Annotated in this window: 12 protein-coding genes; 10 read left to right on the top strand and 2 right to left on the bottom strand. The window is 41.9% G+C overall.

Translation table 11 applies throughout. The features are described from left to right. Nucleotides 1-146: 146 nt before the first annotated feature. Nucleotides 147-1,415 carry a hypothetical protein gene (locus ACFQ3Q_RS06795; protein ID WP_380744193.1) on the top strand — a complete coding sequence of 423 codons (1,269 nt, stop codon included), beginning with the start codon at nt 147-149 and terminating at the stop codon, nt 1,413-1,415. Between the two features lie 39 nt (nt 1,416-1,454). Here the strand turns inward: ACFQ3Q_RS06795 and ACFQ3Q_RS06790 are convergent, their stop codons facing one another. After that, entirely contained in the window at nt 1,455-2,015 is a 561-nt protein-coding gene (locus tag ACFQ3Q_RS06790; RefSeq protein WP_380744191.1) for an OsmC family protein, read from the bottom strand. Between the two features lie 302 nt (nt 2,016-2,317). Here ACFQ3Q_RS06790 and ACFQ3Q_RS06785 point away from each other — a divergent pair, with 302 nt between their 5' ends. The 9 genes from ACFQ3Q_RS06785 (at nt 2,318) to ACFQ3Q_RS06745 (ending at nt 11,807) form a co-directional block, all read left to right on the top strand. Beyond that, the gene (locus ACFQ3Q_RS06785; RefSeq protein ID WP_380744188.1) at nt 2,318-2,920 is read left to right on the top strand and encodes a nuclear transport factor 2 family protein; all 603 of its coding nucleotides are present in this window, start codon (nt 2,318-2,320) and stop codon (nt 2,918-2,920) included. 317 nt (nt 2,921-3,237) lie between these two features. Beyond that, a complete protein-coding gene (locus ACFQ3Q_RS06780) occupies nt 3,238-5,862 on the top strand; it encodes a TonB-dependent receptor (RefSeq protein WP_380744186.1) in 2,625 nt (874 codons plus the stop codon). A 159-nt stretch (nt 5,863-6,021) separates the two neighbouring features. Continuing rightward, nucleotides 6,022-6,837: an alpha/beta hydrolase gene (locus ACFQ3Q_RS06775; RefSeq protein ID WP_380744184.1), complete on the top strand. Its 816-nt coding sequence runs from the start codon at nt 6,022-6,024 to the stop codon at nt 6,835-6,837. 15 nt (nt 6,838-6,852) lie between these two features. Then, nucleotides 6,853-7,350, top strand: a complete 498-nt coding sequence (locus tag ACFQ3Q_RS06770; protein WP_380744183.1) for a nuclear transport factor 2 family protein — start codon at nt 6,853-6,855, stop codon at nt 7,348-7,350. A 14-nt stretch (nt 7,351-7,364) separates the two neighbouring features. Beyond that, a complete protein-coding gene (locus ACFQ3Q_RS06765) occupies nt 7,365-7,724 on the top strand; it encodes a cupin domain-containing protein (RefSeq protein ID WP_380744181.1) in 360 nt (119 codons plus the stop codon). A 1-nt stretch (nt 7,725) separates the two neighbouring features. Next, a complete protein-coding gene (locus ACFQ3Q_RS06760; protein WP_380745604.1) occupies nt 7,726-8,904 on the top strand; it encodes an MFS transporter in 1,179 nt (392 codons plus the stop codon). A 65-nt stretch (nt 8,905-8,969) separates the two neighbouring features. Then, the gene (locus ACFQ3Q_RS06755; RefSeq protein WP_380744179.1) at nt 8,970-9,371 is read left to right on the top strand and encodes a hypothetical protein; all 402 of its coding nucleotides are present in this window, start codon (nt 8,970-8,972) and stop codon (nt 9,369-9,371) included. Nucleotides 9,372-9,478: 107 nt separating this feature from the next. Beyond that, nucleotides 9,479-11,344: a TIGR00341 family protein gene (locus ACFQ3Q_RS06750; RefSeq protein WP_380744178.1), complete on the top strand. Its 1,866-nt coding sequence runs from the start codon at nt 9,479-9,481 to the stop codon at nt 11,342-11,344. A gap of 4 nt (nt 11,345-11,348) precedes the next feature. Continuing rightward, complete coding sequence (locus ACFQ3Q_RS06745; protein WP_380744176.1) at nt 11,349-11,807, top strand: DUF1801 domain-containing protein; 459 nt, start codon at nt 11,349-11,351, stop codon at nt 11,805-11,807. Nucleotides 11,808-12,147: 340 nt separating this feature from the next. On the opposite strand, the gene ACFQ3Q_RS06740 is transcribed toward ACFQ3Q_RS06745, so the two are convergent. Continuing rightward, nucleotides 12,148-13,098 carry a hypothetical protein gene (locus ACFQ3Q_RS06740; protein ID WP_380744174.1) on the bottom strand — a complete coding sequence of 317 codons (951 nt, stop codon included), beginning with the start codon at nt 13,096-13,098 and terminating at the stop codon, nt 12,148-12,150. Between the last annotated feature and the right edge of the window lie 257 nt (nt 13,099-13,355).

The following is a 13,355-nucleotide window of genomic DNA, read 5'->3' as shown; positions in this document are numbered from 1 at the left end:
CTCCTTAAAATTTTAGAATAATATTAAGTTTCTGGTGACTATTAACATTTATCTTAGTGCTGTAAAACAGACCTTAGAATCGCCAATTTTGGAGGTTCACAAGGTTTTTTCCTGTTAACCGAAAATCAAAAACCTGAACTTTAAATATGAAAAAGTTATTCGGCTTTATCATTATACTTCTGCTTGTGCTAATAGCGCTTATCTATTGGTCTGTTTCGGGCTCTGACAGTGATTTAAAGACGGCAGAGATCATTAACTATGAAGAGGTGGAATCGATCGATTTCAAAAAACACGATTCCATCCTGATAGCTGCAAGTACACTTTTTGAGGGCGGTGCCATTAAAAAGCTCATGCAGGGCGAAACATATCGAAAAGCCTGGTCCACTCCTGTTAAATTTCCTGTAGTTTACTTGGATACACTCTATGGCGGAATGGAGATTGTTGAGGAAGGCGGCGGAAGGCAAACGCATTCCCTCGAAATTAAAAGCCCGGACGGAACTGTTTATTCCCTGCGCAGTATCAATAAGGACCCTAAGAAACTTATCCCTGAGATTGCTGAAAAACTTGGTCTGGAAAATGTTATCGTGGACGGTCTTTCAGCTCAACATCCCTATGGAGCCGTTCTGGCGGCTGAAATGGCAGATATTGCCGGTGTACTTCACACTCACCCAAAACCCGTCTTCTTGCCTAAACAAGAACGTCTTGGCAAGTTCAATAAGAAATTCGGAAACCGGATCTTTTTGCTGGAATATGAAACTAAGGGTGATGTGAACTGGACCCCATATAATGCCGATAAAATTCTGGATACCGATGGTCTCCAGGAACTGAAAATGAAAAAAGGAGACAAAGTAAGCATTGATCACAAAGCACTGGTAAGAGCCCGGCTTTTTGATCTGCTAATTGGAGACTGGGACCGTCACGCCAAGCAGTGGGGATGGGTAATGCAAAAAGAAAATGGAGGTTTTAAAGCAGTTCCTCTGGCCGGCGACAGGGATAATGCATTCTTTAAGCCCGGAGGTGTGATTCCCGAGATCGTTACCAATAAAAATATCAAACCACTGATTCGTCCTTTTGAAAAAGATATAGATTTTATGCCTGGCTTGGTTTATCCTTTTGATATTTACTTTCTAAGATCGGTTCCTGAAACGGTTTTTGTTGAGCAGGCCAAAATCCTTCAGACTAAACTAACGGATAAAAAACTGGAGGAATCCTTTAAGGTCTGGCCAGCTTCTATCTCCAAACTGGATAAAAATGATATTCTTACCAAGGTGAAAAACAGGCGGGAACACCTGGTCGAGTATGCCAGGGAATTCCATAAAATAATCAACGAACGTGATTTGCTTTCCAAACCACTTAAAGGCTCTGAAGACCTGAAGTTAAATGAAAAGCTACTGAAGTGTTTTGACTGTGAATAATAAAGACTACTCTTAACAAAAGCCGGGATAATGGGTTTATTAAATCATTTCTATCTCTACCGGCACGGGATTGCGTAGCATATCCAATACAGGCGAGGTCTTTTGCACATAATCACATAATTCCTTCAATTGCTCTTTTGGAGCGTCTGACTTTACTTTATACTTCACGATAATTTTTTCATATCCGGGGCGCTTGCTTTCTGAAAGTCCCAGGAATGCGTGAAGATCCAGGTCACCTTTCATCTGGAAATTGAGGGATTCCACATTGATACCTTTTGCGGCTGCATTGTAAATAAACCCAACTGTGAGACAGGAAGCCAAAGCATGTAACAAGGCTTCAACTGCATTCGCTCCGTTGTTTTCTCCAAGCAGAACAGGTGGTTCATCCCCTTCAATTTCAAATGCCCGAGAACGTGAAGAGTCCTCTGTTTTTGCGCCATAAAAATCCTTGATCTTTGTTTTACAGTGTCCTCCTCCCAGCCATTCAGTTTCTGCTCTGAATTGAAACTTTGCAATCTCAGGATCTTCCTTTACAAGATCTATGGTTTGCATTAACTGGTCTACATTTACACCGTTGCGCTTATGAATTACGTTTTCCATTTTTAAAGGTTTTTAAATAATACTATTAGTTTATCCCGGCTCCGGAAAATATTCCAACCTGTTAAACTAACTAATATCAAGCCTGGTGAAAACTACTCTGGTAGCATAAGAATTTAAAAGATTGGTTTGAAGGATAAGAAAATATTCTTTTTAACTGGCAAGATCATAAAGATCTAAATATTAGCATTTTATTTAAAGTGATCAATTCAAAAAATCTGTATCTTTAAAAGAACAACAGTAGGCCTCAGCTGTAATTTCAGCCATATTTTTAACCTGAATAATTAACTTCTAAAACAAAAAATATGAAAAGGCTATTTATCATTCTTACAAGCGTAGTATTTCTCTTTTCATCTTGCAACGACTCAAGCAAATCAAAAGATACAGAACAAGAACCTTCGGCAGAACCTGTTAATTCCAAGTATGAAATCGCTTCCGAAGCCTATTCCGAACTGAACGAACAGGCCTTGATGCATATGGCTAACCTCGATTTTGATGCCTGGGGAGAAATGCTGGATGACAATGTGGAATACTTCTTTCCTGATGGCGATGCCGATACCAGGACCGTACTAAAAGGAAAAAACAAAGTCCTGAGGTGGTGGCAAGATTGGAAAGCCAATTCCGGAATCGAGAAAATGAGTTTTGAGAACACGGTACATGTACCCGTGATTTCCAAAGAGGAATTAAAATACAGCGGATTAACCGGGGTCATCGTCATCTCATATTTCTCCAATGAAATGGTTTACGATGGAAGAGCCACCAGCGTCCGGATGAATTTTGCGAGCCATTACACACAAGACTCTTTAATTGATAAGATCTATACTTATTACGATCGTACCCCAATAATCAATACAGTAAAAATAGACTTGTTATCAAGAAAGGGTGACAGCTCGGACAAAAAGAAATAACTCTACAGTATTTATTTTATAAAACAATTACTAAAATCCCGCATATACGCCAATACCACTTATTTTACACTTTATTCAAACAAAACCTGTTTTAAATGATTTTTATTCATTTATACAACAACGCCCAGGAATTAAAATATAATCACTAAAATCGATTAAAAATCGCTATTCACTGAACTTAACACGCTAATTAAGTCCATTTTTTAACATTTTATACTTTTTTTTCAAATACTTTAATGCTATGTAACCATTATTAATAATTGTACAGTTTTAAGTTTTTTTTAATATTTGAGTAAATCCCTACAAAAACTTAAAACATGAAAACAACATTAAATGCGTTAAAGGTTATCATCTTATTTTTATTTATTCCTGTTACCGCGTGGGCCCAAACCCCGGTTTCAGGGAAGATTATGAGCGATAAGAACGAGCCGGTTCCCTTCGCTACTATTCAGGAAAAAGGTACCACAAACGGCACCACTACAGATGAAAATGGAAATTTTGAATTTGAAGTATCAGAACTTCCCACAGTATTAGTCGCTTCTTATATTGGATATGAGAAGAAAGAACAGAAAATCACCTCCTCAGAAAACATAACGATCACAATAGTCGAAAAAAGCTTTGGGCTGGACGAGATCGTTGTTACCGGTAACCGAACCAAGCCCAGGACCATCCTGGATTCTCCGGTAGCCATCGATAATTTTGGAGTGAAGGAATTAACCGGGAGTGGAAAACCAACCATAGACCGAATGTTAACCTTCAAGGTGCCATCTTTTAATGCCCAAAACCAGGCTATTTCTGATGCAACCGCCCACTATGACCCTGCAGATCTTAGAGGCTTAGGCCCTAGTAGAACCCTGGTACTGGTAAACGGAAAAAGAAAGAATCAGAGTGCACAGGTGTACTTGAACCGTACTCCCGGAAAAGGAGAGGTTGGAGTCGACCTTAAGAGTATTCCTACAGCTGCGATAGAAAATGTAGAGGTATTAAGAGACGGGGCTTCTGCCCAGTACGGATCTGATGCAATTGCAGGGGTGATCAATATGGTGCTAAAGGAAGATGTGGAGTATTCTACGGTTACCTCAAGAGCCGGGATCACTTCAGAAGGTGACGGATTCAACTTCGCTTCAGACCTGAACACGGCCTTTAATATTGGGGACGGCGGTTATGTAAATCTTACCTTAGGCTACTATAAGCAAAACCTTACCAACAGGGCCGGTACGCCAGGAGTGGCCGACCTGCCGGAAGATGCCCGTCCCAACGAAATTCAGTGGGCACAGGACAATCCAGACCTGGGAATGAAAGTTGGACAACCGGATATGGAAAAGAAGGATATTTTTGTAAATCTTGCACATCCTGTAGGAGAGAATGCAGAATTCTACACCTTCCATGGTTTTACAACAAGAACAGGACGTAGTTTTGCCTACTACAGAGCTCCTTACTGGAGAAGAGGAGTTGCAGATGCAGGATTTTTAACAAGACCAGAAGATTTTAAAGGTTATCAGCCAACGTTCGAAACCGACATCGATGACCATATTAATGTTATTGGGTTAGAGTACAATCTTGGCGAGAACTGGATGGCCGACCTTAGCGGTACTTATGGAGCTAACTCGGTATTTTATACCGTAAACAATTCGGTGAACAGAGATTACCTTGCCGATAACGGCACCTCTCCTACTACCTTCCACCCTGGTGGTTACAGACTTCAGAATGTGATCGGAAACCTTGATGTTAATGGTCTCTTGACCGAAGACATTAACGTGGCGATGGGATTAGAGTATAAGAAAGAATATTTCTATGCCTATGAAGGTGACAAGCGTTCTTACTACAAAGGAGGATCCGATTCTTTTGCCGGTGTAAAACCAGCCGAAGCAGGAAAGTGGGACAGAAATAACTTTGCCGCTTATGCCCAGTTAGATTACGACATTACCGACGCCTTACTTTTAGGGGTTGCAGGTAGATATGAAGATTTCTCAGATTTTGGAGATAACTTTTCCTGGAAAGTGAACGGTAGATTCAAGTTAGGTGAAAACGGAGCCATCAGAGGTTCTTACAGCACCGGATTTAGAGCACCTACCCTTCACCAGAGACATCTTACCAACAGCCAGTACATTATTGTAGCCGGTTCATCTGAGCCGTTATTGCAGGGAACACTTGCAAATGACAGCCCGGCGGTACAGGCTCTTGGAGTACCAAGCCTTTTTGCTGAAACTTCACAGAACTTCTCGGCAGGTGTAACTTATAAGTTTTCGAAAAACTTCTACGGATCGGTAGATTTCTATCAGATAAATGTAGATGACAGGGTGCTATTCTCTTCCCAAATTGGATCGGATGGAAACCCTGACAGTACGAACCCTGTTGAACAGATACTCCAGGATAACAATGTTGTGGCAGTTCAGTTCTTCATTAACGCAGGAGATACGAAAACCAGAGGTGCAGATATCGTATTGAACTACAACAGTTTTGCCGGGTTTAAGGCAAGTCTTGCAGCCAACTTCAACGAAACTGAAATTGATGCGATCACCACACCGGGACCACTAGCCGATAACGGTTATAATATCTTTGCCCGTGAGGAAAGAGGTCTTATCACCAATTCAAGACCAAAGTCTAAAATTATCCTTGGATTATCTCAGGAATTAGGAAACTGGGACCTTGAACTGAATAATACACGTTTTGGTACGGTTACCGTTACTGCTCCGGAGTCCGGAGGAACAGACCAGGAACTTGATGCCAAGATCGTAACAGATTTTAGCCTGGCGTATAACTTTACAGACAGGTTCAGTATAAACGGAGTGATCAACAACATCTTTGATGTTTATCCTGAGATCACAGATCCTTCCACCAATACTGCCGGTGCCGGTGGAAGATTCCCTTATTCTTCAGAGGTACAGCAGATGGGTCAATTAGGAACTAACTTCAGCATTGGTCTGAACTACGAATTCTAATTACAGTCAGATTTTATATTAAGATGAACAGCCGGGAATTCCCGGCTGTTCTTTTTTACAGGTTTCATTGCATCTAAAAGGCTGCTGCCATTTTATAACAATAACATCTGAAGTTTTATTGAAATAATTTTTAGATTTATAACTTATTAATTTCACTCTATGACCCTCAGAAACCTTCTGTTCTTTGCTTTTTTCTTATCGGTCTCTTTAGCAACCGCCCAGTCTTCGGCCTCTAAAAACATTACGATCTTTGAGCTGCCTGCCCCTCAACTGGATACCTTGAAAAAGATCAGACTTTATTTGCCCGGATCTTATAAAACTTCAGAAAAGAAATACCCGGTGATCTATATGCACGATGCCCAGAATCTTTTCGATAATGAAACTTCTTATGCAGGCGAATGGGCGGTAGATGAATTCCTGGATTCCTTGGCAAAAAAAGAAGTTATAGTAGTAGGGATCGATCACGGCGGAGACAAAAGAATCGGCGAACTCACTCCTTTTAAAAATGAAAAATACGGTGGAGGAAATGCAGAGGCCTATCTGAAGTTTCTCACCCAAATCCTGAAGCCTTACATAGACTCTAAATACCGGACCTTACCCGGCTATAAGCACACCGGAATATTCGGATCTTCGTTGGGCGGCCTGGTCTCATTCTATGCAGGCCTGAGATATCCGGATACTTTCAGTAAAATTGGGGTGTACTCCCCTTCTTTCTGGTTCAGCGATAATATCTATTCCTATGCAGAAGAAACTCCCCTCAACCCCCAGACTAAATTCTACTTTCTCGCCGGTACAGAGGAAGGCGAAGAAGTGATCCCCGATATTGAAAAGATGATCGGAATCCTCCAAAAGAAAGGCTTAAAAGAAGAGAATTATCAGCTGAAAATCGTTGAAGACGGTAAACACAATGAAAAACTATGGAGAGATAGTTTTCCCGAAACTTTCGAGTGGCTGGAAGACTACGAAAGTCTCTGATTAAAACTATAAACAATGAAACAACTATTTTTACTCCTCACACTTCTTACAAGCACTCTTTCAGGTCTTGCCCAGGTTTCCCAGGACTCTGAACTATATCTGAAAATGCAGGAACTTGACAGCCTTTTGTTTGAAGCAGGCTTCAACAATTGTAAAATTGAGGCTTTCGAACCATATATAAGTGAAGACCTGGAATTTTACCACGATCAGAGCGGGTTGAGCACTTCAAAAGAGGTGTTTTTAAAAACTGTCCGACAAAATATCTGCTCCAATCCCGCAAAAAAGCCCATCCGTAAACTTAATGAGGAAAGTCTGGAAGTTTTTCCGCTTTACGAGAATGGGAAACTTTATGGTGCAATCCAAAAAGGAGAACATAATTTCTACATTAAGGAGCCCCAGAAGGAAGCTTACTTTACAAGTGCTGCAAAATTCACCCACGTCTGGCTGCTTGAAGATGAAGAATGGACCCTGAAAAGGGTACTGAGTTACGACCACAAAACTCCGGAACAATAAGATCCTCTGCCACTATGAAAAAAGTAAACCTAAAAGAAAAGCTCAGCAAATTTTCAGATCACTGGAACCCCAGGATCGTTGGGGAGTTAAACGGGCAACAGGTAAAGCTCGCGAAATTAAAGGGAGAATTTGTCTGGCATAAACACGATGAGGAAGATGAACTGTTCTATGTACTCAAAGGACGTCTAAGGATGATGTACAGAGACAGGGAAGAAACTATAGAAGAAGGCGAATTCATTATTGTTCCCCGTGGGGTGGAGCATAAACCTGTAGCCGAAAAGGAGGTCTCGGTTATGCTTTTTGAACCGGCATCAACTCTTAATACAGGAAACACTCAAAATGAGCGTACCCGAGAAGACCTGGACAGAATCTAATTTGAAGCGACCTACAAAAATACTAGCTCTGATTGTGTTCGCACAATTTTGCTGCACCTCTTTATGGTTTGCAGGAAACGGAGTGATGGCAGATCTGATCCTGAATTTCAATCTTAACGACGGAGCCCTGGGACATCTCACCTCAGCCGTGCAATTCGGTTTTATAAGCGGAACCCTGAGCTTCGCATTTTTCACTCTTTCTGACCGGTTCTCTCCCTCAAAGGTCTTCTTCTACTGCGCTCTGGCGGGAGCAACTTTTAACCTGGGAGCCACTTTGCAGAACAACAGTCTCGAAAGCTTACTTCTATACAGGTTCCTGACCGGATTCTCTCTTGCCGGTATTTATCCTGTAGGAATGAAAATCGCTTCAGATTACTTCAAAAAAGGCCTTGGCAGGTCACTGGGATTCCTTGTAGGAGCTCTTGTGATTGGAACAGCATTTCCACACCTGCTGAAAGACCTTACCGGAGCAGGCGGCCTGCATTGGCGAATGGTATTGATCTTTACATCAATCATTGCCGGTTTAGGCGGGATACTTATCCTCCTTTTTGTTCCCGACGGTCCTCACCGGCGCAAATTGAAAAAACTGGATCTTACAATATTCTTTAAAGTATTCAGAAATACCAAATTCAGAGCTGCTGCCTTCGGATACTTTGGTCATATGTGGGAGTTATATGCCTTCTGGGCCTTTGTCCCGGTAATCCTCGCATCTTATAAAGAAATACATCCTGAAGCCGGATTTAGTATTCCTTTGATCTCCTTTTTGATCATAGGCCTTGGCGGAATCGCCTGTATGGCCGGAGGTTTCATTTCCGAAAAGAAAGGTACCAAAAGAACGGCTGCTTCAGCCCTTTTCCTCTCCGGGCTGTGTTGCTTCCTTTCTCCGCTAGTTTTCCTGATGGATTCTGAAGTTTCACTCATCGCTTTCCTCATTTTCTGGGGACTTGTGGTGGTCGCCGATTCTCCTTTATTCTCTACCCTGGTTGCCCAGAATGCGCCGGTTGAAGTTAAAGGAACTGCGCTGACCATTGTAAACTCCATAGGTTTCGCCATCACAATTGTCAGCATTCAGTTCCTCAATTTCATTAATGATTATTTCAACACCCTTTACCTTTATACCATTTTGGGAATTGGACCAGTCCTGGGATTGATGGCTCTATACAGAAAAAAGCATTCTTAGTACACCAGGACGCAACCATATTTGATTCCTGTATCTTTATAATACAAATTGAATCTTAAACTCTTATGAAAAAACTTTTTACCTGTTTTCTGTTCGTTTTCCTTATTGCTTCTTGCTCTGTTCAAACCACTCCCATTGACGACCAGGGAGATAAAGATCTCACAGGAAAATGGAAACTCATTCGCAGTTCCGGTGGTATTGCAGGAACCACAACCGAATACGGAGCCGGAGATGATGTGATCATCATTGAATTTACCAGCAACAAGTTCCTGAAAAGCAGGAATGGGGAAAAGATTCAGGAAGGCAGCTATAAAATAGAACAGGGGAACTCAATAAGAACTACCGAAGAAGTTCCCCTTATCATCTACAATTCAGAGCTAAAGCAATCTTTTGAATTTAGCGATGGAAGGCTTATTCTTTTTGATGAATGCTACGATTGCTTCCAGAATGAATATGTGAAATTGTAGAAACCGCCGAAAAAAAGGGTTTAGTGCAACCTGCGCCTTTATTAGAAGTCACACCGGCAGTTCTGAAAGTAAAAAAGATTATCTTAGATGTGGAAAGTCTATAATATATGCTCTACATCCTTCACCAACCTAAGGATCTTGAGGAATTAGAAAAAAACATCATTCCTCTGCTGGAAGAGAAAGAAAACCAATTGGTTTCTTTTCCCCCTGAAGCTGGTTTTCAACCAGGTCCTGAAGATATCGCCTTAATTTACTTAAATGACCAGGACCTAAAAGAGTTTCTTCCTTTTGCTATTAAGGAAAACTGGAAATACGCAATTTTACCACATCCTGGGGCTGCAATGGCTATCAAAGGTTTTGGTCTTAGCGACAAGGCTGAAGCGGTCATATCTCAGTTAAAAACGGAAAAACCTGTAAGTCTCGATCTGCTTAAGTGTAACGGCAGGCCCGTTTTCCAGTCTGTGAACATTGGGAACGTTTTTATACTAACCGAAGACCAGTCCGGGAAGAACTTTTTTGCCGAGGCCTTCTTTTTTATTAAAAACATCCGGAGAATCTCAAACCTTTCACATCTAAGTTTTATACTGAGTGCAGACGGCGAGAAGCTCATCAAGACGTCAGCATTGGGAATTATAGTGGTAGAGCATCCTTCGGGATCGGTTATTTCCAACCGACTTGTTCCCGAAAGCGCTATAAACGACGGAATGTTTAACGTGGTCCTTCTTTCCCCTGAAAATTTACTGGTGCTGTTTTGGTTCCTCTTCAAAAGCCTGCTGCCGGGATCAAAGCCCCTGAAAAGCTTTCCGAAGTTCATAGGTCACATCAAAACTTCCAATCTTATCATTGAGAATGAAGGAAATATGGAATTTACCGTAGACGGGGAAAAATTCACGGCTGAAAAGATCGAGTTAGAAGTGCAGAAGGAAGCCGTTTGTCTGCAACAGGAAAGCAAAAATATTGCGGAAGAAACAAAAAGCGATGGCAAGAAAAGCCTGAAAACAGAAACTTTACCAACCGGTGAAAAAAGGGAAGAGCTTACACAACGAAAGTTGCCCTGGTTACCCAGGGCAACCACCGAAGAATTTCAGGAGCTTTTCACCGTGCTTAGAGAAAATGCCAAATTAAGTACGGCTTTCCTGGTAATGATGATCCTTTCCACGCTCATCGCAACATTCGGCTTATACGGGGATTCCTCTCCCGTGATCATTGGGGCAATGATCCTGGCTCCAATTATTTCTCCTATTGTATCCTTTTCGATGGGTATGGTACGTTACGATGTCAATATGCTCAAAACCGGGGTCGCAACCATTCTTATCGGCACCGTGGTATCTCTTGCATTTTCGGCTGGTGTGAGTGTTATTATCCCTTTGAGGATCCTTACTTCAGAGATCGATGCCCGGCTCTCTCCCACCCTTCTCGATATGGGAATTGCCGTGGCTTCGGGAATTGCAGCGGCCTATGCACACGCCAAAGAAGGAATTGCCAAGAGCCTGGCCGGAGTTGCCATAGCCGTAGCGCTGGTTCCTCCACTCGCAGTTGCCGGAATTGGTATAGGCTGGTGGGACTGGCAAATATTTTCCGGGGCCATTCTGTTATATTTCACGAACCTTGCCGGCATAATTATGTTTGCCGGGATCACCTTCCTTTTACTGGGCTTTGCACCCTTTAAAAGAGCCCGAATGGGGCTGGTGTATACTTTTCTTATCATCCTGCTCGTTATGGTCCCCCTTTCCCTGTCTTTTAATCGGATAATGCAGGAGGCACAAATCACAAAAGAACTGGAAGGCACCAGTGTAAATGAATCGGTATTGAAAGACGTTAAAGTGAGATTTGGCACACCTATGGTGGTTTCGTTGAAGCTTGTAAGTAGTGAAACCATAGAAGCTTCGGAAATGCAGAACATTAAAAAACAGATTGAAGAACGAATAGGGCGCCCCGTAATCCTTGAGGTGGTCTCAGCCGTAGAATTTTAGAATTATGAAAATTGAAGCGAATACTCCAGAAGAATATATAGACAAACTTCCTGAAGACCGTAAAAAGGCGGTCTTGCAATTGCGAAAGGAAATACTGAATCATCTCCCCGAAGGATTCGAAGAAACTATGAGTTATGGAATGCTGGGATATGTGGTGCCACATTCGGTATATCCGCCGGGCTACCACGTGAACCCTGATCTTCCTTTACCATTTATCAATCTTGCTTCCCAGAAAAATTATATCGCGATTTACCATTCAGGCTTATATGCCGATGAAAAGCTGCTGAAATGGTTTAAAGAGGAATATACCAAACATTGCAAAACCAAACTGAATATGGGAAAAAGCTGTATCCGCTTCAAAAACGCAGAACATATTCCCTATAGACTTATTGGAGAACTGGCCGGGAAAATGTCTCCTGAAGAATGGATAGAAATTTATGAGAACAGGCTCAGGAAAAGCTGATCTTCTTCTTTATTTTGAAACGAATTCCTGAAAAACTATAGCTGGATTAAAGCCATTTACTTTCGAAACAGTAAGGCCCGAAGGATACTCCCCGGGCCTTATTTATCAATATAAACCTGATCTTCATTTTTAAGACCTGGTCTTTTCCTCATTCACACCGAACTGTTTTATTATTGCAAAATGAGGCTTCCCTTCAGAACAAAAACCTTTCTCACCTGGTCCCTCGAAGGTTCCCTTTTTCCAATAATTGCAGGTAGTAAAAGCCAGAGCCAAAATGGCGCAAAACGCCGGTTTGGATAAATTCACAGGTTTAAATTTATTGCTTAGTTCGTATTTAAAACTATTGCTCTTCTTTTACCTCGAAGACCTTATAAGCAGGGGCATTGGCAGGCATCTCTGCTACCATTGCATACTTTCCGGGTTCAAGGTCTATGTGAAAATAATAAGTAGCTCCCTCAGGGCCTTCCTGGGTTCCTCCTAAGAATTGAGTAGGGACGGGAGAATTCCCCATATGTCCGGAGATAAGGCCTTTTGGCTGGCTCCAGTCCATCCAGGTAGCCACCTCCTCCAGATTGGTCCCCTCTTCTACTTTTACAATATGAACGTCTTTTCCCGTCATCCCCTCACGCTCTTCATCAAAATGAACCGCAACAAGGTTTTTTCCGGCTTTAAACTCACCACCTATATTAAATCCTTCATTGGTTGTATAAACATCCAGGGTTGGATCTGCAGGCTCTGGATTTCCGCTGTCTTGTTCGGTAACATACAGATCTTCGAACATTCCCATCATACTATGGAAAGTCCCGTCTTCGGCTTTCACATAACATTCAATTCCGTAGTTTCCGGGTTCCAGGTAAGTAGTAAAACGGGTTTCGGCACCGGGCATTATTAGTCCGGAACCGCCTCTGAACACCACCTCGGAGAACCAGGCCGGCAAGTCCCCTAATTTCGCATAACCTTCTTCGGTTTTCCCTTCTGTTAATAGGTCCATTGCTCCCTGGAAAACCGGTCCTACTTCTCTTTCCACATCTTCTGTGGTGCGATCACCGGGAAAATCTTCAAGGATCATAAAATGTACAGCAGGGCTTGCGTTCACAAATCTGAAGGTGGTCCAGCCCATTGGGATGGTGTCCTGTTCCAGCTGAAACAGATGCTGCTCGGTTGAGGAGTTATAAACTGCGGTTACTTTAATTGCCTCTGCATTCTGAGCCACAGCCTGGGCAAAAGTTTCTGAAAGGCCAATAATGAACACGGCCAGAAATAAAAGTCTAATCTTTACTTGATTTCTCATAATTATTGATGGTTGATTAATAAATAAACTGGCAGCCTACCTTAAAAAAAGCAGCCTGTATTTTATAGTTATATGCTAAATTTCGTTTTGTAGGGAGGTAGAAATATTCAGCTTAATCTCTAAAAAATCTGGTTCCGGCAGTTTAGGGAATTTCCGAAACAACTTAAGCTAACATAGTCGGGGCTATATGTTAAAGATAAAAATAAGAAGCTAAACAGCAAACAATAAACATACTTAAACCGCTACTTACCAGTACT

It is taken from the genome of Salegentibacter chungangensis (assembly GCF_042678405.1).
GTDB lineage: Bacteria > Bacteroidota > Bacteroidia > Flavobacteriales > Flavobacteriaceae > Salegentibacter_A > Salegentibacter_A chungangensis.
This window is presented reverse-complemented; position numbering and strand designations above follow the sequence as displayed.